The following is a 24,501-nucleotide window of genomic DNA, read 5'->3' on the forward strand; positions in this document are numbered from 1 at the left end:
ATGACCCTCACCAACCTTGTCGACGGCAAACCGGTCGCCGCGCTGAGCGGTGCGACGTACGACGTGATCGCACCCGCGACCGGCGAGACGTACACCCAGGCGCCGCTGTCCGGGCCGGAGGACGTGGACCAGGCGATGACCGCGGCCGCGCGCGCCTTCGAGAGCTGGCGGGACACGACCCCGGCCGAGCGGCAGCGGATGCTGCTCAAGATCGCCGACGCGCTGGAGGAGCGCGCCGACGAGTTCACCGCGGTCGAGAGCCGCAACACGGGCAAGCCGCTGGCGCTGACGGCCAGCGAAGAGTTGCCGCCCTGTGTGGACCAATTGCGCTTCTTCGCCGGTGCCGCCCGGGTGCTCGAGGGCCGCTCGGCCGGCGAGTACATGCCCGGTCATACCTCGTGGATCCGGCGCGAGCCGATCGGCGTCGTCGGCCAGGTGACGCCGTGGAACTACCCGCTGATGATGGCGATCTGGAAGATCGCGCCCGCGCTCGCGGCCGGTAACACGATCGTCCTGAAACCGAGTGACACCACACCCGCCTCGACCGTGCTGCTGGCCGAGCTGTGCAACGAGTTCCTGCCGCCGGGCGTCTTCAACGTCGTCTGCGGCGACCGCGGCACCGGCCGGGCGCTGGTCGAGCACGACGTACCGCAGCTGGTCGCGATCACCGGCTCGGTCCGCGCCGGGCGCGAGGTCGCGTCGTCCGCGGCGCAGAAGCTGAAGCGCACCCACCTCGAACTCGGCGGCAAGGCGCCGGTGGTCGTCTTCGACGACGCCGACCTGGAGGCGGCCGCCGAGGCGATCGCGGGCGCGGGCTACTTCAACGCCGGCCAGGACTGTACGGCGGCCACCCGGGTGCTCGCCGGGCCGCGGATCCACGACGACTTCGTCGCCGCGCTGACCGAGCAGGCCCGGCAGACCAGGACCGGTCAGCCCGAGGAGGACGTCGCGTACGGCGCGCTCAACAACGCCGACCAGCTCGGCCGGGTCCGCGGGTTCGTCGACCGGCTGCCCGACCACGCCGCCGTCCAGGCCGGTGGGAACGCGATCGGCGACCGCGGCTACTTCTTCGAGCCGACCGTCGTCTCCGGCCTGCGGCAGGACGACGAGGCGATCCAGGACGAGATCTTCGGCCCGGTGATCACCGTCCAGCGGTTCGCCGACGAGGACGAGGCGCTGCGCTGGGCGAACGGCGTCGAGTACGGGCTCGCGTCCTCGGTCTTCACCCGCGATCACGGCCGGGCGATGCGGATGTCGCGCAAACTCGACTTCGGCTGCGTGTGGATCAACACCCACATCCCGATCGTCGCCGAGATGCCGCACGGCGGCTTCAAGAACTCCGGCCACGGCAAGGACCTGTCCATGTACGGCCTGGAGGACTACACCCGGATCAAACACGTGATGTCGAACATCGAGGGATAGGCCGCCCCCGGGCCAGTGGTCTAGCCGGGGTGCTTTACCGGTGGCCCCGGCGTCGGTCACGCTGATCCGGTGACCGGATTCGCCCCTGTCGCTGTGATCGGCCCGCCGATCCCGGCCGCCACGTTCACCGCCGCTCTCGATCGGGCCGGGCTCAGCTCGGTCCGGTACGACGTCCCGCCGGACGATCTCGGCGGGTACGCGGCGGTGGTCGTGGTCGGCCGCTATCCGGAGCCGGCCCGGCTCGGGGTCGGCGGGCTGCCGGCCTACGTGCGCGCGGGCGGTTCGGCGTACGTCGAGTTCGCGCTCGACGAGACCGGGTTCCTGCCACAGGGTGAGCTGCGGGCCGCGCATTTCGAGCGGATCGTCACGACGGCCGCTCTGGGCGGGATCGAGCCGCTTCGGATCCTCGACGAGCACTCGTCGCAGGTGCAGCAGGTGGTCGCGCCCGAGGGCGCCGTCGAGCTGCTGACCTATGCGACGGTGGCGGGGACGCATGAGGCGGTCTTCGGGCTGCCGGAGGAGACCTTTCCGGCACTGCTGGAGATTCCGGTCGGCGCGGGTCGGCTGCTGTACGCGACCACCGCGTTGAGCCATCACGTGGCGGGTCGGTACAAGCCGGTCCGGCGGTGGGCGCGCCTGGTGCAGGTGATCGTCGCGCGGTTGGTCGGCGTACCGGTACCGGACGACGTCGAGGTGTTCACCGAGCCGCGGGTGTGGGTGGCGACCGGGGAGCCGGTGAAGCTCGTCGTCCGATCCGCGGTCAAGCCTTCGGCCGAGTTGGAGCTCGTGGAGACGGCGCCGGGGCGGTACGAGTCCGAGCCGCAGTATTTGGCGGACGGCGAGCATGTGTTCACGGTTGGGGATCAGCAGGCGACGGTCGCGGTCGGGCCGCGGGTGGAGCGGTATCGGCGGATGGTCGATCGGGCGATCGCCTGGTACGACCGGGCCGGGATGTTCTACGACGCGCCCGACGGGTCGAAGGGCGTCGCCGAAGGGTTCTCCAACGAAATTGATGCTGAGGGCAAGCTTCCGTTCCGGCCGGTGCCGCGCGGTGACTGTTTCACCCAGACGGCGCACGCTTTCCGGATGTACGCCGACCTCGCCGATTTCCCGCGCGGACGGACGATCGCGGCCAACCTGATGCGGCTGGTCGTCGAGGAGCAGCAGCTCACCGATCGGAACCAGCTCTTCGGGTCGTACGAACCCCGGGGTCCGCGGGGCGACCTGACCGCGAGTAACAACTTGTTTGCCGATGACAACGGCTGGATCTCCTTGTTCGCCTTGATGTCCGGGTACTCGGAGTCCGGGCTGCGGGGTGTCGAATCGTTGCTCCGGACGGCGAGCGCGGAGCTCGGTCTGCAGGTGGATCCGTGGCGGACGCCGTCCACGCTGCTGGTCAAGGGATGGGACGAGCTGTCTCGCTCGCCGATCGAGGACGGGCTCGATCTGACGTCGCACTGGCAGAGCTCGGCGCAGTGCGCGTACCTGTACGCCTATGGGCTGACGGGCGAGCAGCGCTATCTCGACATCGCGACCCGCGGGCTCGATCATATGGCGAGTCATCATCCGCGCGCCCGGTTGGAGACGAGCCGGACGTGCGAGGCCGGGCGCTTCCTGCTGCCGTTGGCCGGGGCGTACCAATACACGCGGAATCCCTTGTATTTGGCGGTTCTGCGTGAGTTGGCGGCGTTCCTGAAGAGTCGCCAGGGCCCGGACGGCGGGTTCGCCGAGTGGGACGGGAAGTGCCCGCCGAGTAACGAGGCGTACGGCGTCGACGAGGCGTCGATCTTCCAGGCGAACGGCGATCCGGTCACCGATCAGCTCTACGGGACGCCGTTCGCGGCGTGGGCGTTGCCGCTGGTCCACAAGATCACCGGCGAGCCGGTGTTCGGTGAGCTGGCGCAGGGCGTACTCGACTACCTGAGCCGGATCCAGATCGACGATCCGGCCGACGAGCAGCTCGATGGGACCTGGCAGCGCGCGTTCGACTTCGACGCCTGGGAGTACTTCGGGTCGAACGCCGACGTCGGCTGGGGCCCGTACTGCGTGGAGACCGGCTGGTCGGTCGCGCCGACGCTGATCGGCGCCATGCTCTACCTCACCGAGGCGGACTTCTTCCCGCCGGCGCCAGACCCCGGTGCCGGCCGTTCCGAGCTGGTTACGTCTATCCGGGCGGAATTCGACGCCATCCAGCTCGGTCGGCCGGCCCCGGTCACCTTCGCCCGCCGTCCCGACGGCCGCGTGGTCCGCGATCAGGACGGCGTACCGGCGGTGCTGGGCAGCCTGCTCGCCGCCGGCGACCCGGTCTGGGCGCGGAACGAGCCGACGGCGTCGTACGAGATCTACGTCCGCGGCGCCGACAACCATCTGCACCACACCTACCTCGACGACCGGGTAGGCCAAGGTCGCTGGACCCGACTAGGCGACCTCGAGCTGGCCGACGATCCCGTCGTCGCGTTCAACCCCGGCGCCAACACCATCGAGATCTACGTCCTCGGCGCCGACCGGCGCATCCATCATTGCTCCATGATCGACGTCCGCGGCGGCCACACCCCTTGGGAACCGGTCGGCACGCTCCACTTCACCGGCTCGCCCGCAGTCCTCTACGACGAAACCCTGGGCACCGTCCGCCTGGTGGCCAACGACACCGCCGGCCAGGACCGACGTACCCACAAGGTCAACCGCTGGCACCTCCCCTGGCAGGACTACTCCCACTGGATCACCGCATGACCGTCCACGTGGCCATCGACGGCGGCCAGTCCGCCCTCCGCCTCCGAGTCCTCGAAACCAACCGCACCGGCACCGCCCCCGGCTACACCCACGGCCCCGACGCCCTCAGCCACCTCCTCGCCGCCATCCAAACCGCCGCCACCCAAGCCGGCCTAGCCGGTCCGTCGGGTGGTGTGGCGGTTGTTGCGCTTGGGCTGACTGGGTTCCCGGCGGCACCTGGCGTGGCGGCGGAGTTCGCCGCCAGGGTCGCGCAGTTGTTGGGTGCGGCCGAGGTGAGGTTGGCGGAGGACATGGTGACCTCGCATGCGGGAGCGCTCGAGGACGGGTACGGCGTGGTGGTCGCGGCGGGGACCGGGCTGGTCTGCCTGGCCGTGGACCGCGGTGGGGAGTGGCACAAGCTCGACGGGCACGGGTTCTTGTTCGGGGACGCCGGGAGCGCGTTCGCGATCGGCCGGGCCGGCCTCCGGGCCGTGTTGCGAGCACGCGACGGGCGCGGCCCGGTGACGAAACTGGCCGAGACGACGATCAACCCGATCACCTACTACGGTTCACCGACCCTGGTGGACGACGTCGCGAGGTTCGCGCCCGAGGTCCTGCGTTGCGCCGCCGAAGGAGATTTGGTTGCCGGTGGCATCCTCACCACCGCGGCGCTGCGGATCGCCGAGACGATCAATGCCGCCGTCGCGCAGTTCCAGGGTGCCGAGGAGGTCCCGGTCGCCTGTGTCGGCGGGTTGTTCGCCGGCGCCGGGGAACAACTGCTGGGGCCGGTCCGGACGCGGCTCGGGCCGCGCGCCCGCCTGGTCGCCGCGGCCGGCGGCAGCCTGGACGGCGCCGCCCGGTTGGCGACCGGCGACCCGGGCCCGTACGCCGGCCTGATCGTGACCCACCACAACTGAGCAGATCGAAACGGGGAACTCCATGTTCGTCATTGCCCCGGGCACCTTGGTGGTGTCCTGCCAAGCCGCGCCCGGCAATCCCTTCCACTCCCCGGAACGGATGGCCCTGATGGCCCGCGCGGCCGAGGCCGGCGGCGCGGGCGCGATCCGGGCGAACGGCGCCGACCACATCGCCGCGATCCGCGCGGCGACCACGCTGCCGATCATCGGGATCAACAAACTCGGCGATCCGGACGGCGTCTTCATCACGCCGACCTTCGAGTCCGCCGTCGGGATCGTCGCCGCCGGCGCGGATCTGGTCGCCCTCGACGGCACCCTTCGACCACGACCGAACGGCGAGCGGCTGGAACACCAGATCGCCCGGATCCACGCGGAACTCGGCGTCCCGGTGATGGCCGACGTGGACACGCTGGACGCCGGTGCGGCGGCCCGCGACGCGGGCGCCGACCTGGTCGCCTCGACCTTGTCGGGCTATACCAATGGCCACACTCCGACCGGACCAGACGTCGAGCTGGTCCGGCGGCTGGCGACCAAACTCGACTGCCCGATCGTTGCCGAGGGCAGGGTTCGGACGCCGGACGACGTCCGTGCCGTCTGCGAAGCGGGCGCGTACGCCGTCGTCGTCGGTCACGCGATCACCAATCCGATGGACATCACGGCCCGATTGGTCAGCGCGATCCCGATCGCATAACCGATCACAGTGGTCTACTCCATCTTGTCGATGCAGGTCGAATCCTCTTCCCCCGCCAGGTCCGCCGGGCGTATCCATGTCCCAATCGATCCCCTGGAGAGGACGCGTTCCATGAGCACAGACGGCAAGGTCGACCGCCGCACCCTTCTTCGCGTCGCGCTGGCGGCGCCCGCTGTCGCCGGACTCGCGTCCTGTGCGAAGCCCGTCGCCGACAAGGCGAACCCGGCCGCGAGCGGCGGCGCGAAACTCGACGGCGGCAAGCCGTTGGAGTTCTTCAACTTCGACGGCGGCTACGGCAAGAAGTGGACCGAGCTGCCGCTCGACCTGTACCGCAAGGCCTACCCGCAGGCGGAAGTGAAGCTGACCAGCGGTCAGCAGCTCCAGCAGCAGCTGCAGCCGCGCTTCATCCAGGGCAACCCGCCGGACCTGATCGAGAACGTCGGTCTGGACGGCGCGGCGCTGGCCGCGAAGAAGCAGATCATGGACATCGGCGCGCTGCTCGAGATGGAGGCGTTCGACCAGCCCGGCGTGAAGGTCAAGGACACCCTGCTCCCCGGCGTCGCCGAGGCCGGCCGCTACGACGGCGTCAAGTACGAGATGCCGTACGTCTTCGGCGTCGGCGGGATCTGGTACAGCCAGGCGCTGCTCGACAAGCACGGCTGGACGTACCCGAAGACCTGGCCGGAGATGCTCGCGCTCTGCGCCGAGATCAAGAAGGCCGGGATCGCGCCGTGGACCTATCAGGGCAAGTTCCCGGGCTACCTGACCAACCCGCTGCTGATGACGGCGTACAAGGCTGCCGGCCCGGATCTGAAGAAGAGCCTGGACAACCTGCAGCCGAACGCCTGGCGCGACCCGGCGCTGATCCAGGCCGCCGAGGGCTACCAGGAGCTGGCCGCGAAGAAGTACCTGCTGGACGGGACGCAGGCGCTGTCGCACACGCTCTCGCAGAACTACTGGGCGCAGGGCAAGGCGGTCTTCATCCCCTGCGGCGGCTGGCTGGAGAACGAGCTCGGCGACGCCGTCCCGAAGAACTTCGAGATGACGATGGCGCCGGTGCCCGGCTGGTCGGCGTCCGACAAGGCGCCGTTCGAGACCGTCACCGGCGGGCCCGGCGGCGCGCTGATCGTCCCGGCCCAGGCGAAGAATCCGCAGGGCGGTCTGGAGCTGCTGCGGATCATCATCTCCAAGCAGTGCATGAAGAACTTCGCCGAGCTGACCAACTCGCCGGTCGTCACGAAGGGCGCGGTGGACGGCGTCAAGCTCACCCCGGCGGCCGCCTCGATGCAGAAGGCGATCGCCGCGGCCGGGACGAACATGTTCAGCGACTTCCAGTTCCGGACCTGGTACAAGAAGCTGCTCGACAACTCCGACAAGGCGACGTCCGCGCTGATGAACCAGGAGCTGACGCCGCAGGAGTGGAGCAAGCAGATGCAGAAGTACGCCGACGAGACCGCCAAGGATCCGTCGATCAAGAAGTTCTCCGCCTGAGATGCATCACGGTAAGTACCGCTTCGTCATCGGATTGCTGCTGGTCCCGCTCGGGCTCTACGCGATCTTCGTGGTGTCGCCGTACCTGCAGGCCTTCCCGATCGCGTTCACCGATTGGGAAGGGCTGTCGGCGACCTACAGCTACATCGGGTTCGACAACTTCGTCACGTTGTTCCACGACTCGGTGTTCTGGGTCGCGCTGCGGCACAACCTGTTCCTGCTGGTGTGTCTGCCGACGATCATCGTGACGATGTCGCTGTTCTTCTCGGCGATCCTGAACTACCGCGGCGGCGTCCGCTTCGCGAAGTTCTACAAGGTCGTGTACTTCTTCCCGAGCGTGCTGTCGATCGCGATCGTCGGCGTCCTGTGGCAGTTCGTCTTCGAGCCGCGCAGCGGGTTGCTGAACGGGTTCCTGCGCGGGGTCGGGCTGGACGGCCTGGCCAAGCTGTGGCTCGGCGACGGCGACACCGCGCTGGGGTCGGTGATGGCGGTCGTCGTCTGGGGCGCGGTCGGCTTCTACGTGGTGCTGTTCACCGCGGCGATGGCGGCGATCCCGAAGGAGCTGTACGAGGCCGCGCTACTGGACGGCGCCGGCCCGGTGCAGGCCTTCTTCCGGCTGACGCTGCCGCTGATCTGGCCGACCGTGCAGGTCGCGGTCGCGTTCCTGGTGATCGGCGCGCTCGATCAGTTCGCGCTGATCAAGGTGCTGTCGATCGGGCCCGGCGGCCCGGACGACGCGACCCAGGTGATCTCGCTGTACATGTACACGAACGCGTTCACCTACGGGAAGTTCGGCTACGCCTCGGCCATCGGCGTCACGTTGTTCGCGCTGAACATGATCCTGACCATTCTGACGTTCCGGCTCACCCGCCGCGAGCGCGTCGTCTACTGAGAACGGGGGTGTCCTCGATGCGGAGCGGTAGCCGGGTGCTGGGCGGGGTGACACAGAGCTTCGCGCTGGTCTGGGGCGCGATGGTGCTGTTCCCGCTGCTGTGGGCGGTGCTCAGCGCCTTCAAGTCGGACGCGGACATCTTCCGCAGTCCGTGGAGCCTGCCGAACCAGTGGCACTGGGAGAACTTCTCCCGCGCCTGGAACGAGTCCCATATCGGCAAGTACTTCTTCAACAGCGTGATCGTTGTGACCGGCGGCGTGCTGCTCTGCCTGCTGCTGTCGGCCGCGGTGGCCTACGTGCTGGCGCAGTTCGAGTTCCCGGGCAGCAAGGCGCTGTACTACGTCTTCGTCGGCGGCATGGTGTTTCCGGGGTTCCTGGCGCTGGTGCCGCTGTTCTTCGTCGTCCAGAACCTCGGGCTGCTGAACAGCTACCTGGGCTTGATCCTGGTCTACGCGACCGGCGGGATGTCGTTCTCGGTCTTCTTCCTGACCGCGTTCTTCAAGGCCCAGTCGAAGGACCTGGCCGAAGCGGCGCTGGTCGACGGCTGCTCGCACTTCGGCGTACTGTTCCGGATCATGCTGCCGCTGGCCCGGCCAGGTTTGGTCAGCATCGGTATCTTTCAGTTCCTCGGGATGTGGAACGAGTACCTGCTGCCGCTGGTGCTAAACACCGAGGAGGACCGCTACCTGGTCACCCAGGGCCTGGCGAACATCGCCGTCACCCAGGGCTATCACAGTGACTTCTCCGGCCTGTTCGCCGGACTCACCATTTCCATTCTTCCGGTGCTGGCGGTCTACCTTGCCTTCCATCGGCAGATCAGTGCCGGTATGACCGCAGGAGCCCTGAAGTGAGAGATCTGCTGCTCGCAGCGACCGCCCTCGACGTCACCCCGCCGCCGGGGCACACCCTGGACGGGTACGCCGCTCGCACCGGTCCGGCCACCGGCACGGCTGACCCGCTGCAGGCCAGCATCATCTGGCTCAGTACGCCGGATGCCCCCGGTGTGCTCTGGCTGACGCTCGACGCGATCGCCGTCGGCGAGGAGCTCACCGCCGAGCTGGCTGCGGCCGCTGCCCGGGTGGCCGGCATTCCGGCGTCCCACGTCGTGGTGTCGGCCTCGCATACTCACTCGGGGCCGAGCGGGTGGACCGGTGAGATTCATCCGGTCATTCCTGCCGAGCGAGAGCCCGCTCTGTACGAGCAACTGCGCGATGCGATCGCGGGCGCCGTGCTGACGCCGGAGCCGGCCGTGGCGTCGTGGCGATCGGTGGAGGTGGTCGGGGTCGGGACGAACCGGCACCGGCGGGAGGGGCCGCACGACAACACGGCCGGGGTGCTGGCGCTGCACTCGACGGATGGCGCACTACGTGCGGTTTTGCTGGACTTCGCTTGCCACCCGACGACGTACGGGCCGGAGAACCTGGAGTGGTCGGCTGACTGGCCAGGTGCGACCAGAGCCGCGTTGCAGCCGGCTGTGGTCGGTTACCTGCAGGGAGCGGCCGGTGACGTCAGCCCGCGGTTCACTCGGCAGGGGCGTGGGCCGGCCGAGGTCGCCCGGCTTGGTCAGCTGCTCGCTGCGCGCGTCCTTGAGTCGCTAGCCGAGCCGGGGCTGGAGCTGCCTGCGGCTGCCCCAACTATCCGGCGTAAGACGCTCACACTGCCGGTCCGACCTGTTCCGTCCGTCACGGAGGCCGCTGCGCTCGTCCAGGCTGCCGAACGCGCTGTGAGCGGCGGAGCGGACGATCCGTCGACCAGAATCGCGCAGACCCGTCTGGACGGCGCTCGGGGCCAAGCGCTGATGGCCTCGGTCGACCTGCCGACCGAGCTCGACCTGCCGATCAGCGTGGTCACCCTCGGCGACGTCTGCTGGGTGAACCTGCCGGTGGAGCTCTTCGCCCTGCACGGCGCCGCTCTGCAGGCCAAGAGCAGCCACGCCGTCACCCGAGTCGTCGGCTACACGGATGGGTACTTCGGCTATGTCGTCGACCCGACCGCCGCCGAGAACGGCGTCTACGAAGCCCTCATCACCTACTTCGACCAACCGACGACCGACCAGCTCGTGGCCGAGACAGCCGCCTTCGTAAACGGTTAGAGCGCCAGCTCCGGCTGGAGCTTCTTGGCCGGCCACACGCGCTGCTTGCGGGCGGCGAGGGTGGAGGCGGCGAGGGCAACGGCGAACCAGGCGGCCAGGGCCAGCAGGTCCCGGCCGACGGAGGCGGTCGAGCCGCCGTACATGAGGTGACGGACGCCGTCGATGGCGTAGCTCATCGGTAGCGCGTGGTGGAAGAAGTAGAGCGGTGCCGGGATGGTCTGCCAGGGGAACGTGCCGCCCGCGCTGACGAGCTGGATGACCATCATCACCAGGCCGAGGAACTTGCCGACGGCACCGAACCAGGACGCGAGCGCGTGCAGGATCGCGACGAAGGTGACCGAGGTGAGGATCAGGAAGCCGACGGTCAGCCACGGGTGGGCCACGTTGATGCCGAGGCCCAGCGACACCGCAGCGAACACCAGAGTGGCCTGGATCGCGCCGAACAGCGCCGGGGTCAGCCAACCGCCCAGAGCGATCCGGAACGGCGACTGCAGCGCGGCCAGCGCCCGTGGGGACAGCGGCCGGACCAGCAGGAAGAGGACGTACGCGCCGATCCAGCAGGCCAGGCAGAGGAAGAAGGGGGCCAGCCCGGCGCCGTAGCTGTCGGCCGTCGCCTGCGAGACGTTTTGCAGCGTGACCGGTGCGCCCAGGGTCTCGGCCACGGCCTTGCGCTGGTCTGCGGTCGGGTTGGGGATCTCCTTGACCCCCTTGGTCAGACCGGCGTTCAGCTGGGTGGCGCCGTCCTTCAGCTGCGTCACACCGCCGGACAGGCTGTTCACGCCGTTCAGGAGCTGGCCCTGCCCGGCGACGGCCTGCTTCTCGCCGGCGGCCAGCTGCTGCGCGCCGGACTGCAGGGTCGTCAGACCGGACTTGAGCTGGCTGGCTCCGGAGTCGAGCTGCTTGGCGCCATTGGCCGCCGTACCGATGCCGTTCGTCAGCTGGGGCGTCGCCTTGGCCAGCGCGGCAGCGCCATTCGAGACCTTGCGCGCGCCGCCAGCCAGCTGGTTGAGCTGCTGGGACGTCGACTGGATCTTCGTGTTCGCCCGAACGACCGGACCGCGCAGCTTGGCGGTCTCAGTGAGGACCTGGTTGATCTGGTGGTTGCTGAGCCCCTGAGCCTTCAGTCGCGCTGCGAGGCGCTGGTCGAACGCCTTGAGGTCCTTGACCAGCGTGCTGGACGCCGTGGCGACCTGACGGCCCGCAGTAGCGATCTTCTCGTTGCCGTCGGCCACCTGGTCGGCGCCGTTCGCCAGGGCTCTGGTCTGCTGCGGCAGGCTCGCAGTCTTCTGCTTGAGCGTGCCGAGGCCGTCGCTGAGCTGGTCAGCACCGGTGGCCAGCTTCGCCGCGCCCTGCTGCGCCTGCGTCGTCCCGCCCGCCAGTTTCGTCGCACCGGCCGACAGCTTCTGCTGTGCGGTGTTCAGCTGGCCCGCACCGGCCTGCAGCTTGCCGGCACCGGTCGCAGCGGTGGTCAGACCCTCCTGCAGCTTTCCGGCGCCGGTAGCGGCCTGGCTGATCTGACCGTGGATGGTGTTGTACCCGGCGAGCAGCTTGCTGGCGGCGGTCTCGCTGACCTGCGATGCGACCGTCTTGGTGACCTGCGCGACGACCTGGTTGGCGATGGTGTGCGCGATGTAGTTGTTCGCGTCGTTCGTCAGGAGCTCGAGATTCGCCTGCCGGGGCGTGAAGTCCGCACTGGAGGCCAGATCGGCCGAGAACGACTTCGGCAGCACCAGGGCGAACTCGTACTTGCCGTCGGAGACGCCCTTGTCCGCTTCGGCGCGGTCGACCCGGTGCCAGCCGAAGCTCTTCGACTTCACCAGCTCGTCGGCGACCTGCGGGCCGACGTTCAGCTTCTCGCCCGTGGCGAGCGTGGTGCCCTCGTCCTCGACGACGACCGCGGTGGGGATCTGGTTGAGCCGGCTGTACGGATCGTGGTTCGCGTAGAGGTAGAGACCGCCGTACAGGACCGGGACGAGCAGCAGCGCCACCACGGCCAGCTTGGGCAGGCGGCCCGCGGTCAGCCGTCGCAGCTCGCTCAACGCCATCCGAAGCGCGGTCACGCCTTCATCTCCTCAACTTGGTCTGCGGGTACGTCGAGCAGTCGGGCGGACGTGTCGGCGCAAGTAATGAGCACTGCGTAGCCGCGGTCGGCCAGATCGCGACCCAGCGCGTACCACTCGTGCGGATCGCCGCCGTGGCGATCCGGCATGGTCAGAATGACGACCTTCACGTCCGGACGGGCGACGGTCAGCTCTGCGAGCAGTCTGGTCCGGGCGGCGACGGGGAGGTGCTCGAAACGCTTGTCGGCGTGCTCAGCGGCGCCGTGCTCGTTCAGCCAGGCCAGCACGGCTTTGCGACCGGCCTTACGGCCTGCCATCGCCAGCTCCTCGCCGACCACGGTCTGCACGGGCAGCGCGTCGTCCGGCTCGGTGATGCCCGGTGCGTCGACCACAGCGACCTTGCGGCGCAGTACGACGGGGTCTGACGAGCCCTGCAGCGTCACCTCGCCGGTGTCCGGCTTGAGCCGGCCGGAGAGCGCCAGGGCGGCAGCTACGTGGCCGGGGCCCGGGTAGCCGGTCAGCAGGACGACCTGCTGCTCGTCGACCCGCACCGACGTACTCCGCAACATCGGCGCGTGCGGACCGTCGACGCTGATCCCGGTGGCCTCGAGCTGCATGACATCCCCGTTCAATACGGTTGTGTATTCAATACAGAACTGTATCCTACTCTTATGCAACCGCCCAAGCGCAGTCGTACCGCCACCCGGGCCCGCCTGCTCGAAGGCGCGCTGGAGGTGTTCGCCGAGCGCGGCTTCGCCGGCGCCTCGGTGGAGGACATCTGTGACCGCGCCGGGTTCACCCGCGGCGCCTTCTACTCGAACTTCGCGTCCAAGGACGAGCTGGTGCTCGCGCTCTTCCAGGCCACCACCGACCGGCTGCTGGAGCAGATCGAGGCCCTGTTGCCCGACCTGGCCAACCAGCCCGGCACGCTGCTGGACGCCGTCCTCGGCCTGCTCGACGAGACCGCGCCGGATCAGCGGCAGTGGCATCTGATCTCGACCGAGTTCACTCTGCATGCCCTGCGGAATCCGGAGGCCGCCCGGGCGCTGAACGGGCAGCGGGCGATGTTCCGGGCCAGTCTGACCCGGCTGGTCGCGGAGATCTCGGCGACCAGCGGTGTGCGGCTCAGCGTGCCGCCGGAGCAGTTCGTCCGGCTCGTCATCGCGTTGCACGAGGGCGCGCGCTCACAGAGCCTCCTGGAGCCCGCTGACGTGCCTGCAGGGTCGCTGGAGCACACGTTCCTGCCGCTGGTCCTCGACGCGGTCAGTCGACCTTCACGCTGATCGTGTGCAGGCCGGTCGAGCCGTCCGGCGCGGGCGGCGCGGTCGCCTCGATCTGCGGCACGCCCTTCGCGTCGATCGCGCGGACCTGCAGGATGTGCGTGCCGCGCGGCGCCTCCCACGTCCAGTGCCACTGCCGCCAGGTGTCGATCGACGCGTCGGCGGCCAGCGTTGTTGGTTGCCATGGGCCACCATCGACGCGGACCTCGACCTTGGAGACGCCGACGTGCTGGTCCCAGGCGACACCGGCCACCGTCACCGGACCGGCCGTCACCTTCTTGCCGAGCGGGACGTCGATCCGCGACGACAGCTTGATCGGTCCGAGCGCGGACCAGCCGCGCGGCGTCCAGTACGCCTCGAACCGGTCGAACCGGGTCACCTCGATCTCGGTCAGCCACTTCGTCGCCGATACATAGCCGTACAGGCCCGGTACGACGATGCGGACCGGGAAACCGTGCTCGACCGGTAGCGGCTCGCCGTTCATGGCGAACGCGAGCATGGCCTGCCGGTCGTCGAGCAGCGTGCTCAGCGGCGTACCGGCAGTGAAACCGTCCTTGGAGGTGGACTTGATCGCGTCGGCGTCCTTCGCTGGGCCTGCCTCTTCGAGAAGGTCTTTCAGCAGGACGCCGGTCCACAGTGCGTTGCCGATCAGGTCGCCGCCGACCTCGTTGCTGACGCAGGTCAGAGTGACCCACTTGTGCATGACCTGTCGTTTCAGCAGGTCGTCGAAGCTCAGCTGCAGCTCCTTGTCGACCATGCCGTGGATGCGCAGCCGCCAGTCCGACGGCATGATCTGCGGGACGGCGAGCGCAGTGTCGATGCGGTAGAAGTCTTCGTTCGCAGTGGCCCACGGAGTGGCGCCCTCGGCCTGCACGCCGGGCGGCGGGTCGAGGGACGGCGGTTTCGGCAGCGACAGCCCTTCGCGCGCTTCTGCCACCGCTGCGCGGTTTCCGCCGACCAGACGGCCCAGCAGGCCGACTGCGGCGGTTCCGAGCGCGACACCGCCTGAGAGCTGCAAGAAGCCGCGTCGGCTGACGCCGTCGTCCGGGAAGTCGATGAGTGGTTCGAGTCGGCGGCTGAACAAGCGCAGCAACAGCAGTGCGGTGATTCCGGCAACGGCTGATGGGGCAAAGCCGGTCTGGCCGGTATCTGCTCTCGTAGCGGCCGCAGCAATGGCTAGGCCGGAGAGTGCGACGACCACGATTGCGCCAGCCCAGTACCGGCGTACGGCCAGGATGCCGCCCACTGCGGCCAGCGCCAGCAGCACAATCAGGATGCCGGTCCGCAGAGCGTCCTTGTCCCTGGTGCCGAACCAGGCGATCGCCAGATCCTTCAGCCAGGGCGGAACGCGGTCGATGAACGCTGAGCCGATGGCCACGACCGGTGTCTGCCGAGTGCCGAGGAGGCCGGCTGCGACGCTTCCGGTCGCCAGACCAGCCAAAGCTGCCAGGACGCCGGCTGCTGCGCCCCGCCACCGGGTCGCACGGCGACCGTCGTACCGGCGCTGGGAGACCTGCTCGCGTTCGGCCAACTGCTGGTTCACACCTCAACCCTGACGCGGCGAGGCGCCCGACACCAGTCGAGCGCCTCATCCGTTAGTAGCGGGTAATGCTGATGAAGTTGTGTTGTCGCCTTGGTGCGCTGTTCAGAGTGCCGGACGGCCGTTCGGCCAGCGGCGAGCGTTGTCCCGGACACGGCGCAGCTTGCCGAGCACGACGTCGCGCTCGTCGGCCAGCTGCGTCATCCACAGGCTGTCGATCTCCAGGAGGTGGTCCGGCAACGCTTCGCGCAGCCGGCGCTTCCCCTCCTCGGTGAGGACTGCGTACGAGCCGCGGGCGTCGTCCGGACACGGCTCACGACGAACCAGGCCGAGGTTCTCGGCACGGTCGACGAGCCGGGTGATGCCGCCGGTCGTGACGGTCAGCTCCCGGGCCAGGGAGGTCAAACGCTGCTTTTCCCCGTGACTGCGGGCCAGCCGCAGCAACAGTTCGAACATTGCCATTTGCAGACCACTGCGCTTGAGAGAGTGCCGCATCAGCTGGTCCAGCTCGGCCGCTGCTTCACGCAACAGCCCGTAGGCAGTGATGACGTCGCTTTCCCATGGTTCGGTGACGCGCGGGGGTTCTGCATCGGCGAGCGCTAGGGGCGAGCAAAGCGAAGGCGCGATGGTCATGCGCGGACTCTAGTAGTTGACTAGGTCACTTCGCTACACGGGGTGACCTATCGGCTACAGATCGCCTGGTGATCGCAAACCTCCTGAGCGTAACCAACGACCTGTCCAGACCGGTACTCGGGGGCCTGTGGATAACTTCCGCGGCGGTCGAGCGGAAACTGGCAATCTCTTGTCATGACCGAGACCGATGACACCAAAACCCCTTACGGGCCGGGGTTCACCGCCGCGTGCATCGTGATCGTCGCCGTGCTCGTCTGCGGTGTGGTCCTGCTGGTCGCGGGCCGCGGCGCCGACACCGCGGACACGACCACCCACCTCGCGGATCCGGCCGCCGCGGCCGCGGCCGCGACGAGTCAGCGCGGCTCCGGCCCGGGCGCGCCGCCCGCGACCGCCGATCCCGAGGTGGAGCCGGTGGGTCGATCGGGCGGGTGCGGCCGGCCGGCGTCCGAGCAGAGCGTGCCGAGCAAGGCGCCGGCGGTCGACGGGTGGGAGGTGAGCAATCGGGTCGTCGTGCCGCGCTCGGCCGCGGTCGGCCCGGCGAAGACCGACAGTGACGGTTTCCGGCGCTGCTTCGCGCACTCGCCGACCGGCGCGCTGTACGCCGCGTACAACGCGCTGGCCGCGATGGCGGATCAGAGCCGGCTCGTGCCGATCGCGCGCAAGCTGATGCTGCCCGGCGCGGACACCGACCAGCTGATTCGCCAACTGAGCAAGGAGGACGCGACCGGGTTCGCCAACGTCCAGCCGACCGGCTATCGGGTGCTCGCCGCGGGCGGCGATCGCGTCACCGTGCTGCTCGCGCTCCCGGTCGAGGCGGTCTACATGAGCGCGACCCTGACCCTGGTCTGGCATCAGGGCGACTGGCGGCTGCAGCCGCCGCCACCGGGCGAAGCGGTCGGAGCGCCGTTCGCACAACACCGTGACCTCGGCGACTTCGTGAAGTGGAGTGGGATCTGATGTGCGGACGGATGGACCTGAAATGCCATGTCACCGAAGGCGTCCAAGCCGTCGCCAACGGCTGGCTGGACAACGCCCGGCGACTGGCCGCCGACTTCTTCACCTCGGCGCTGAACTCGCAGGCGACGTTCTGGGTCAAGACGGAGACGCCGACGAAGCTGGCGACGTCGTCCGACAACGAGACCTGGACCAACAGCATCCCGGTGGCGTTCGTCCACGAGAAGACGCTGGTCCTGACCGGCGCGATCTTCACGCTGGCGATCATCGTCGCCGGCGTCCGGATGGCCTGGGAGCAGCGCGCCCGGCCGCTGCAGGAGCTGCTGAAGGCGATGATGATCTTCGTGCTCGTCTCCGCGGCGGGGACGGCGACGATCCAGCTGCTGGTCGAGTGGTCGGATGCGTTCGCCCTCGACATCGTCCAGAGCGCGACCGGCGGTACCGGCTTCGCGGAGCGGTTACAGGCCATGATGGGCGCCGAGGGCTACGGCGGTCTGGCCGATCTCAAGTCGGGGTTGATGATGATCCTGCTCTTCCAGGTCGCGGGGATCGCGTCGCTGATCCAGATCGTGTTGCTACTGATCCGGTCGGCGATGCTGGTGCTGCTCGGCGCGACGCTGCCGCTGGCCGCGGCGGCGACGAACACCGAGATGGGTAAGGCGTGGTTCCGCAAGTACTGCGCGTGGACGTTGGCGTTCATCGCCTACAAACCGGCGGCCGCGTTGATCTATGCGGCCGCGATCAAACTCAAGGACCAGGAGATGCTGGGTCCGGGTGGCGGGCTGACCAGTGCGATGACGGCGCTGATGATGATGGCGCTCGCGATCTTCGCGCTACCGGCGTTGCTCCGGTTCGCCGTACCGATCACCGCGGCGGCGTCCGGCGGGAGCTCGGGGATGGGTACGTCGGCGGCTGATCCGGGCGGGCTCGCGACCGGTGCGATCAACGTCGGGCGCGCGCGGGCGGGTGGCGCGTCGGGTGGTGGTGCCGGCGGGGGTGCCGCCGGCGGAGGTGGCGGTGGCGCGTCCGGGGCGCGTGCTGTGGGTGCGGCGGGTGCCGGTCTGGGGGCCGCGGCGGGTGCGGTCACGGCGGCGCGGAAGGCGGGCGGTGCGCTGTCGGGAGCGGCTGCGCACTCGGCTGGGGAGGGTGGTGGCGGGCAGAGTACGCCGAGCTCGTTCCCGCGTGGGTCGGGTGGCGGTGGGCAGTCGGGTGGGGGCGGCTCGCGTGGTGCTGGCGGTGGTGGTGGCGGGCGGCGCAGTGTGCCGCCGGGTCGTGGCGGCGGTGCTGCTTCCGGGGGTGGTTGGGGCGGTGGTGCTGCGGGTGGTGGTCCGTCGGGAGCGTCCGGTGGGCGTTCGGCGTCCGCTGGGAGCCGCCTGCCGGAGCCGGCTGGGCCGTCGGGCGGCTGGTGAAACCGATTTGCCGTGTGCGGCCGCGGCTTGAACGATGGCGCTCATGAAGCTGGAGCGGATCGCCCTGATCTCGGATGTGCACGGCAACCTGACCGCGTTGGAGGCGGTCCTCGCGGATATCGCGGCCCGCGGGATCACCCGGATCTTCAACCTCGGCGACTACGCCGGCAAAGGCCCGCGCGGCCAGGCCGTCGTCGACCGCTGCCGCGAGGTCTGCGAGGTGAACATCCTCGGCAACTGGGACGACTTCCTCCCCGCTCCCGACGAGGAAGGCGACTCGGCGAGCATGCTCTGGTGGCGGCACGAGTTGCGCGCCGACCAGCGAGCGTGGCTGCGCGCTCTTCCGTTCTGCCACGACTTCGAGCTCAGCGGCCGGCAGATCCGGCTCTTCCACGCCTCCGCGACGAGCGTCCATCACCGGGTCCACTTCGCGAAGGACACGGCGGCGTACCTCGGCATGTTCGAGAACACCCCGGCCACCGGCGACGGCCCGGTCCCGACCGTGGTCGGGTACGGCGACGTCCACGACGCGTACTGCGAGACCGATCTCGGCCGCACCCTGTTCAACGTCGGCTCCGTCGGTAACAGCCTCGGCGATCCGACGCCGGTCTACGTCATCCTCGAAGGCGGCGCCGATGCCACCGCGCCGTTCTCGATCCAGTTCGTCCGCGTCCCGTACGACGCCCGCGCGGAGCTCGCGATCGCCCACGAGCTCGGCGCCCCCAACCTCGACGGCTACGAAGCCGAGATCCTGCACGGCGTCTACCGCGGCGACTTCTACGCCGAGCAGGCGCCCAGGTACCACCAGCCCTGACGGCGGGGAGGTTTCAGAAGAACAGGATCTCCGAACCCACGATCCGATATCCCGCGGCCTGGAACGCGCGGAACGACGCGGCGTTGCCGGGTGTGACCTGCGCCCAGATGTGCGCGTCGGCAGGGATCAGGGCCCGGGCTGCCTGCGCGAGGCGGCGGCCGTGCCCCTGCCCCTGTGCGGACTCCGGGACCTCGATCGCGCACTCGAGGCGACCGGCGACGCCACGGCCGATGATGACGACTCCGCCGTGCGGATCGACGTACGCGCGGACGTCGTCGCGGTACTGCAGCGCCCGGACGATGCGCGGGTGGTCGTGATCGGTGAGCTCTTCGAGGTCGGTCAGGAGGTCGGGGGCGGGCTGGGCGGGCGCGAGCAGCATCGCGTCGAGGCAGTGCGCCTCGCGCCCGATCGCCGCGGCGAGCGCGGTCAGGAAGGGCGGCGCGACTGGCGCGACCATGTCCTCCGGTGGGAGCCGCTCGGCGACCCAGGCGGCGTCCACCTCGGCGGCGATCACGGTGTGCGCCGTGAAGGCCATCACAGCCGACTCGCGCGCGGACGGCGCTGAGACGACGGTCACGCCGAGGTCCGGGGGTGGGAAGGCATCATGTTCGATGGAGCGCAGGATCTGCGTGAGAGTTGTCATCACGACCCATTCTGGTGGCGAACCCACCGTACGGAGGCGTCATGCGGAAGCCGCAGCGGGTGCAGGCCGAGGGCCTGCCCGACCAGGTCACGATCTACGAGGTCGGCCCCCGGGACGGCCTGCAGAACGAGTCGGCGATCGTCGATGTCGCCGTGAAGGCCGAGTTCATCACGCGGTTGGTCGACGCCGGCCTGCGGACCGTCGAGACGACCAGCTTCGTGCACCCGAAGTGGGTTCCGCAGCTGGCCGACGCGGCCGAGTTGCTCGAGCTGCTCGACCTGCCGGACGACGTCCGCGCACCGGTCCTGGTCCCCAACGAGCGCGGCCTCGACCGGGCTCTGGCCGCCGGCGTCCGCGAGATCGCGATCTTCGCCAGCGCCACCGAGACCTTCGCCGCCAAGAACCTGAACTCGACGCTCGACGACCAGTTCACGATGTTCACCCCCACCATCCGCCGCGCCCTCGACGAAGGTCTCCGCGTCCGCGGCTACGTCTCGATGTGTTACGGCGACCCCTGGGAAGGCGACGTCCCCCTCGACCAGGTCGTCAACGTCGGCGCCCGCCTCGTCGACCTCGGCTGCCACGAACTCTCCCTGGGTGACACCATCGGCGTCGCCACCCCCGGCCACGTCACCGCCCTCCTCAAAGCCTTCACCGCCGCCAACGTCCCCACTTCCCGCCTGGCCGTCCACTTCCACGACACCTACGGCCAAGCCCTCGCCAACACCCTCACCGCCCTCCAAGCCGGCATCACCACCATCGACAGCTCCGCCGGCGGCCTGGGCGGCTGCCCCTACGCCGAATCCGCCACCGGCAACCTGGCCACCGAAGACCTCCTCTGGACCCTCGAAGGCCTGGGCATCAGAACCGGCGTCGACCTACCGAAGCTCGTCACCACCAGCCTCTGGATGGCCCAACAACTAGGCAAACCCTCCCCCAGCCGAGTAGTTCAGGCGTTGGCCGGCTGACGCTCGGGTCAGGGCTCTATCGGGCGGGGGATGCGGCGGACCAGGGACTTGTCGGCGTATTGGCCGACGCGGTAGGTGGACCAGCCGTCGACGCCGGCGCCGACGGCGCCGCCGAGGAGGGGGACCCGGCGGGTGACGGTGAGGGCCATGCGTTTGCCGCTGACTCGGGCGATCAGCTCGGCGACGACCTCGGCCGAGACCTGGCGGTCGAGATCGGGGTCGAAGACGGGTGCGGTCGCGATCGCGAGCGGGGACGTCGGCAGACTCGACTTCTTCAGCCGATCGGTGACGCCGTCCTCGCCGAGGAGACAGGTGATGACGGCGGTCCGGACGCGGGGGTCGTCGAGGTCGTAGCCGCGGAGGTGCGCGATCGCCGCGACCATCCGCGCCTGGACGATCGCCAGCCCGGTCATGTTCGCCGGCAGCGCGACCGGCAACGTCACGAGACCGCCGATGCTGGTGACGAACCCCTGCACCCCGGCCAACCGAATGTGCTGATCGATCACCGCCTCGATCGCCAGCTGCACATCCCCGTCGGACTTCGAGAGCTTGTTCTCGGCGATCCGCTCCGCCCCGGGAAACCGCTGATACCCGTCGATGGCGAACTCGAGAACCTGACGCAGTACACCCGCCGCCGCCTGCGGCGCGAACCGCTGGGCGGCAGGCGCGAGGCTGCTCGCGACAAACCTGGCTACTCCAGCCACGGTGCTCCTTCCCGCCCACCCCACGAGTCCGAGACCAGGCGTACTTCAACTCTACGTCCCCCCAGTACCCCAAGCACCCCGCCCGACCCCGACTCCCCCCTGACCCCACCCCGACGTCCCACACCCCCCAAGTACCCGCGCCGGGACGTTCGTGCGTCGCCGGGCGCGGTCCGGAGGACTGCGAGTGGGGGTGGGTGTCAGGATGTGGGGGTGCCTGTTGAGCCTGCTGTTTCGTTGTGGGACTTTCCGCCGGTGAGTGTGGCGGGGGACAGCGATGTGGTGGCGGGTGGGGCGGATCTGGCGCCGGGGACGGTGCTGGCGGCGTACCGGCGGGGGTTGTTCCCGATGCCGGACCGGCGGGCTTCGGTGTTGTGGTGGTCGCCGGTCGAGCGTGGGGTGATCGAGGTCGCGGGGTATCGGCCGACGCGGACGGTGCGGCGGGCGCGGGCGAAGTTCGAGATCCGGGTGAACACGGCGTTCGACGCCGTCATCCGCGCGTGTGCCGACCCGCGGCGGACGGGGGCGTGGATCGATCGCGACATCATCGCGTCGTACACCGAGCTGCACCGGCTCGGTTGGGTGCACTCGGTCGAGGCGTGGGACGGCGACGAGCTGGCCGGCGGTCTGTACGGCGTCGCGATCGGCGGGCTGTTCGCCGGGGAGTCGATGTTCCACCACAAGACCGACGGCTCCAAGGCCGCGGTCGCCGGGCTGATCGAGCTGCTCGACGACGAGTACGCCGGGCAGCGCGTCTTCGACATCCAGTGGGTGACCGACCACCTCGCGACGATGGGCGCGATCGCGATCCCGCGGGCCGACTACGTCCGCCGGGTCGACGCGGCGCTCGGTCTGCCGCTACCGCGCGCGTTCAGCTGATCCCGACGTACGTCGCCATCTGCCGGCTCGCCTCGGCGAAGAAGTCGTCGGCCGGATCCATCGAGCCGACCAGCTGCCCGAACAGCTCGAAACTCACCATCCCGAACAGCTGCGTCCACGCGATCACCAACCGCAACAGCACCTTGCGCGGGACGCCGGGCGCCAGCGCGGCGATCACATCGACCTGCGCGGCGAGCCGCCCGATCGGCTCGGGCGCATCCAGCTCGCTCAACCACCCCTCGCCCCGCGCCTGCTCGAGGATCCGCATCAGCACCAACGGCACCCGAGCCGCCGGCTGCACAGTCGTCTGCGGGGCCTGATATCCGGCGATCGGCGAGCCGTAGATCAACGCGTACTCATGCGGATTCGCACGCGCCCAATCGCGGACGGCGGCACACACCGCGACCCACGCCTCGCGCGGATGCGGGAACTCCCGATCCGCCGCCTTCTCAGCGGCCGAACCGAGCGCGTCGTACGCGTCGATGATCAGCGCGGTCAACAGATCGTCGCGGCTCGGGAAGTAGCGGTACAGCGCCGACGACACCATGCCGAGCTCGCGCGAGATCGCCCGCAGCGACAAGCTCTCCGCGCCGGCGGTCGCGAGCTGCCGCCGCGCGGCCGCCTTGATCTCGTCGGTCAGCTCGGCTCGGGCCCGCTCCCGGGCGGTACGTGGCGCGCTCATGGGCCCAGTCTGCCACAAAACCGAGAGCACTGCTCTTGACAGTGATCACTGCTCACGTGTTCACTGATCACAACAGAGAGCACTGCTCTCGCAAACCCTCGAGGAGTACGCCGATGCGGACCTACCAGCAGACCTACGACAGCAAGCGCGTCATCACCAGCGGCGCCGGCAGCATGCGCGTCTTCAACCGCATCGTCAGCGCCCTCACCAAAGCCGGGCTGAGCCTGATGGGCAGCCGCGTCCTCTCCGTCCGCGGCCGCAAGTCCGGCGAATGGCGCAGCACCCCCGTCAACCTCCTCACCGTCGACGGCGTCACCTACCTCGTCTCCCCGCGCGGCCACACCCAATGGGTCCGCAACCTCCGCGCCACCCCCGAAGCCCGCCTCCAACTCGGCCGCACCACCCAAACCTTCCGCGCCGAAGAACTCGCCGACTCCGCCAAAACCGAGGTCCTCCGCCACTACCTCCGCAAATGGTCCTGGGAAGTAGGCGCCTTCTTCGAAGGCGACGTCACCAAGAACTCCCCCGACGAGGTCCTCCACCACATCGCCCCCGGCGTCCCCGCCTTCCGCCTCCACCAGCACTGAACACCGCCATTAGTGCAAGGCTCGCTTGCACAAATGGCGGCAGGTCGAATCAGGCCTCGGACGGCGGTGCGGACAGCTCAGCCTCCAAGGTGGCGACGCTCGGCAGGGCGGACCGCAACTCCTCGGGCAACGAGTCCTCGATCGCGGTCGTCCATTCGGCGATACCGATCGGCGCCTTGTACCCGCGCAGCGCGTACTCCGCGACGACCTGGTTCTTGTTCCGGCAGAGCAGCAGGCCGATCGTCGGCTGATCGCCCGCCTTGGCGAGGACGTCGTCCACCACCGCCATGTACAGCCCGAGCTGGCCGAGGAAGGACGCGTTGAACTTCACCGCCTTCAGCTCGACGACCACGTAGCAGCGCAGTTCGAGATGGTAGAAGAGCAGATCGCAGAAGAACTCCTCGCCGTCCAGCTCGAGGCGCACCTGCTGTCCGACGAAGGCGAACCCCTGGCCGAGCTCGAGCAGGAACTTGCCGACGTGGTCCACGAGCTTCTGCTCGACCTCTCGCTCCCGCCAGCCGTCCGTCGTCCCGATGAAGTCGAACAGGTACGGATCGCGGGTCGCCTGCTGTGCGAGGTCGGAGTCACCTGGCGGCATCGTCACGGCGAAGTTGGTGATTGCCTTCCCCAAGCGCTCGTGGAAGCGGGCATCGATATGCATCGCGAGCATGTCGCGGCTCCATCCGCGCTCGACGGCCGCGGCGGCGTACCAGAGACGGAGTTCGGGCGTTTCGAGCTTCGTCATGAGCGCGAGGTGGTGGTACCAGGGCAATTCTGCAAGTGGCGCTTGCAGAATTGCGTCGGTGGGCCAGGTGGCGGCGAAGGTCCGCATGTACCGGAGGTTGCGGGGTGAGTATCCCGTTGCGCCGGGGAAGCGGGACTTGAGGTCGGTCGAGAGGCGGTCGATGATGCCGGCGCCCCAACCCTGCGCGGATTGCCGGTCGAGGATCTTGCTGCCGATCGACCAGTAGCTTCGCAGCATCTCGGTGTTGGCGGCGCTGACAGCCCGACGGTGCCCGGTGGCGACGTCCATCGAGATGCCGTCGAGGAGGTCGGGGTACCAGGTGGGGAGGGTGGACTTGGCGGGGGCGCTTTCGAAGCGCGGCTTGTCGTTCATGGGGTCAGGTTTTCGGTGTG

At 69.2% G+C, this 24,501-nt stretch carries 23 protein-coding genes; 15 read left to right on the top strand and 8 right to left on the bottom strand.

Features of this window, described 5'->3' with window-relative positions:
- The 8 genes from ACZ6ZD_RS09155 (at position 1) to ACZ6ZD_RS09190 (ending at position 10,214) form a co-directional block, all read left to right on the top strand.
- Positions 1–1,422 (top strand): gamma-aminobutyraldehyde dehydrogenase, encoded by a 1,422-nt coding sequence (locus tag ACZ6ZD_RS09155; RefSeq protein WP_465669988.1) that lies wholly within the window; start codon positions 1–3, stop codon positions 1,420–1,422.
- A gap of 69 nt (positions 1,423–1,491) precedes the next feature.
- Positions 1,492–4,152, top strand: a complete 2,661-nt coding sequence (locus ACZ6ZD_RS09160; protein ID WP_465669990.1) for a PLL family lectin — start codon at positions 1,492–1,494, stop codon at positions 4,150–4,152.
- Positions 4,149–5,048 (top strand): N-acetylglucosamine kinase, encoded by a 900-nt coding sequence (locus ACZ6ZD_RS09165; RefSeq protein ID WP_465669992.1) that lies wholly within the window; start codon positions 4,149–4,151, stop codon positions 5,046–5,048. Before ACZ6ZD_RS09160 ends, ACZ6ZD_RS09165 begins: the two co-directional genes overlap by 4 nt.
- A 22-nt stretch (positions 5,049–5,070) precedes the next feature.
- Entirely contained in the window at positions 5,071–5,739 is a 669-nt protein-coding gene (locus ACZ6ZD_RS09170; protein ID WP_465669994.1) for an N-acetylmannosamine-6-phosphate 2-epimerase, read from the top strand.
- 111 nt (positions 5,740–5,850) lie between these two features.
- Complete coding sequence (ngcE, locus tag ACZ6ZD_RS09175) at positions 5,851–7,230, top strand: N-acetylglucosamine/diacetylchitobiose ABC transporter substrate-binding protein (protein ID WP_465669996.1); 1,380 nt, start codon at positions 5,851–5,853, stop codon at positions 7,228–7,230.
- Between the two features lies 1 nt (position 7,231).
- Complete coding sequence (locus ACZ6ZD_RS09180) at positions 7,232–8,122, top strand: carbohydrate ABC transporter permease (RefSeq protein WP_465669998.1); 891 nt, start codon at positions 7,232–7,234, stop codon at positions 8,120–8,122.
- Positions 8,123–8,139: 17 nt separating this feature from the next.
- Positions 8,140–8,973, top strand: a complete 834-nt coding sequence (locus ACZ6ZD_RS09185) for a carbohydrate ABC transporter permease (protein ID WP_465670000.1) — start codon at positions 8,140–8,142, stop codon at positions 8,971–8,973.
- Positions 8,970–10,214 carry a hypothetical protein gene (locus ACZ6ZD_RS09190; RefSeq protein WP_465670002.1) on the top strand — a complete coding sequence of 415 codons (1,245 nt, stop codon included), beginning with the start codon at positions 8,970–8,972 and terminating at the stop codon, positions 10,212–10,214. The genes ACZ6ZD_RS09185 and ACZ6ZD_RS09190 overlap by 4 nt, the downstream gene beginning before the upstream one ends.
- Here ACZ6ZD_RS09190 and ACZ6ZD_RS09195 read toward each other — a convergent pair.
- On the bottom strand, positions 10,211–12,274 hold the full coding sequence (locus ACZ6ZD_RS09195) for a YhgE/Pip family protein (RefSeq protein ID WP_465670004.1): 2,064 nt from the start codon (positions 12,272–12,274) through the stop codon (positions 10,211–10,213). The two genes, ACZ6ZD_RS09190 and ACZ6ZD_RS09195, sit on opposite strands and share 4 nt — an antisense overlap.
- Positions 12,271–12,891: a hypothetical protein gene (locus ACZ6ZD_RS09200; RefSeq protein WP_465670006.1), complete on the bottom strand. Its 621-nt coding sequence runs from the start codon at positions 12,889–12,891 to the stop codon at positions 12,271–12,273. Before ACZ6ZD_RS09200 ends, ACZ6ZD_RS09195 begins: the two co-directional genes overlap by 4 nt.
- Before the next feature lie 54 nt (positions 12,892–12,945).
- On the opposite strand from ACZ6ZD_RS09200, the gene ACZ6ZD_RS09205 reads away from it, so the two are divergent.
- The gene (locus ACZ6ZD_RS09205) at positions 12,946–13,557 is read left to right on the top strand and encodes a TetR/AcrR family transcriptional regulator (protein WP_465670008.1); all 612 of its coding nucleotides are present in this window, start codon (positions 12,946–12,948) and stop codon (positions 13,555–13,557) included.
- Here ACZ6ZD_RS09205 and ACZ6ZD_RS09210 read toward each other — a convergent pair.
- Positions 13,538–15,097 carry a molybdopterin-dependent oxidoreductase gene (locus ACZ6ZD_RS09210; protein WP_465670010.1) on the bottom strand — a complete coding sequence of 520 codons (1,560 nt, stop codon included), beginning with the start codon at positions 15,095–15,097 and terminating at the stop codon, positions 13,538–13,540. The two genes, ACZ6ZD_RS09205 and ACZ6ZD_RS09210, sit on opposite strands and share 20 nt — an antisense overlap.
- 102 nt (positions 15,098–15,199) lie before the next feature.
- Positions 15,200–15,727: a MarR family winged helix-turn-helix transcriptional regulator gene (locus ACZ6ZD_RS09215; protein WP_171674417.1), complete on the bottom strand. Its 528-nt coding sequence runs from the start codon at positions 15,725–15,727 to the stop codon at positions 15,200–15,202.
- Between the two features lie 174 nt (positions 15,728–15,901).
- On the opposite strand from ACZ6ZD_RS09215, the gene ACZ6ZD_RS09220 reads away from it, so the two are divergent.
- Genes ACZ6ZD_RS09220 through ACZ6ZD_RS09230 form a run of 3 tightly spaced genes read left to right on the top strand, consistent with a single transcriptional unit; the run spans position 15,902 to position 18,904 of the window.
- Positions 15,902–16,684, top strand: a complete 783-nt coding sequence (locus ACZ6ZD_RS09220; RefSeq protein WP_465670012.1) for a DUF8175 domain-containg protein — start codon at positions 15,902–15,904, stop codon at positions 16,682–16,684.
- Between the two features lie 11 nt (positions 16,685–16,695).
- The gene (locus tag ACZ6ZD_RS09225) at positions 16,696–18,090 is read left to right on the top strand and encodes a hypothetical protein (protein WP_465670014.1); all 1,395 of its coding nucleotides are present in this window, start codon (positions 16,696–16,698) and stop codon (positions 18,088–18,090) included.
- Positions 18,091–18,133: 43 nt separating this feature from the next.
- Positions 18,134–18,904 carry a metallophosphoesterase family protein gene (locus ACZ6ZD_RS09230; RefSeq protein WP_465670016.1) on the top strand — a complete coding sequence of 257 codons (771 nt, stop codon included), beginning with the start codon at positions 18,134–18,136 and terminating at the stop codon, positions 18,902–18,904.
- A 13-nt stretch (positions 18,905–18,917) separates the two neighbouring features.
- Here ACZ6ZD_RS09230 and ACZ6ZD_RS09235 read toward each other — a convergent pair whose 3' ends face one another.
- Positions 18,918–19,547: an N-acetyltransferase gene (locus tag ACZ6ZD_RS09235; protein WP_465670018.1), complete on the bottom strand. Its 630-nt coding sequence runs from the start codon at positions 19,545–19,547 to the stop codon at positions 18,918–18,920.
- Between the two features lie 41 nt (positions 19,548–19,588).
- Between ACZ6ZD_RS09235 and ACZ6ZD_RS09240 the strand changes: the two genes are divergently transcribed.
- A complete protein-coding gene (locus ACZ6ZD_RS09240; protein WP_465670020.1) occupies positions 19,589–20,515 on the top strand; it encodes a hydroxymethylglutaryl-CoA lyase in 927 nt (308 codons plus the stop codon).
- An 8-nt stretch (positions 20,516–20,523) separates the two neighbouring features.
- Here the strand turns inward: ACZ6ZD_RS09240 and ACZ6ZD_RS09245 are convergent, their stop codons facing one another.
- Positions 20,524–21,219, bottom strand: a complete 696-nt coding sequence (locus ACZ6ZD_RS09245) for an EcsC family protein (RefSeq protein WP_465670022.1) — start codon at positions 21,217–21,219, stop codon at positions 20,524–20,526.
- Between the two features lie 252 nt (positions 21,220–21,471).
- Here ACZ6ZD_RS09245 and aat point away from each other — a divergent pair, with 252 nt between their 5' ends.
- Positions 21,472–22,095: a leucyl/phenylalanyl-tRNA--protein transferase gene (aat, locus tag ACZ6ZD_RS09250; RefSeq protein ID WP_465670024.1), complete on the top strand. Its 624-nt coding sequence runs from the start codon at positions 21,472–21,474 to the stop codon at positions 22,093–22,095.
- On the opposite strand, the gene ACZ6ZD_RS09255 is transcribed toward aat, so the two are convergent.
- Positions 22,088–22,777 (bottom strand): TetR/AcrR family transcriptional regulator, encoded by a 690-nt coding sequence (locus ACZ6ZD_RS09255; RefSeq protein ID WP_465670026.1) that lies wholly within the window; start codon positions 22,775–22,777, stop codon positions 22,088–22,090. The two genes, aat and ACZ6ZD_RS09255, sit on opposite strands and share 8 nt — an antisense overlap.
- A gap of 113 nt (positions 22,778–22,890) precedes the next feature.
- On the opposite strand from ACZ6ZD_RS09255, the gene ACZ6ZD_RS09260 reads away from it, so the two are divergent.
- Complete coding sequence (locus ACZ6ZD_RS09260; protein WP_465670028.1) at positions 22,891–23,364, top strand: nitroreductase family deazaflavin-dependent oxidoreductase; 474 nt, start codon at positions 22,891–22,893, stop codon at positions 23,362–23,364.
- A 49-nt stretch (positions 23,365–23,413) separates the two neighbouring features.
- Here ACZ6ZD_RS09260 and ACZ6ZD_RS09265 read toward each other — a convergent pair whose 3' ends face one another.
- Entirely contained in the window at positions 23,414–24,481 is a 1,068-nt protein-coding gene (locus ACZ6ZD_RS09265) for a PDDEXK nuclease domain-containing protein (RefSeq protein WP_465670030.1), read from the bottom strand.
- Positions 24,482–24,501 lie beyond the last annotated feature (20 nt).

The organism is Kribbella sp. NPDC104218 (assembly GCF_055584105.1).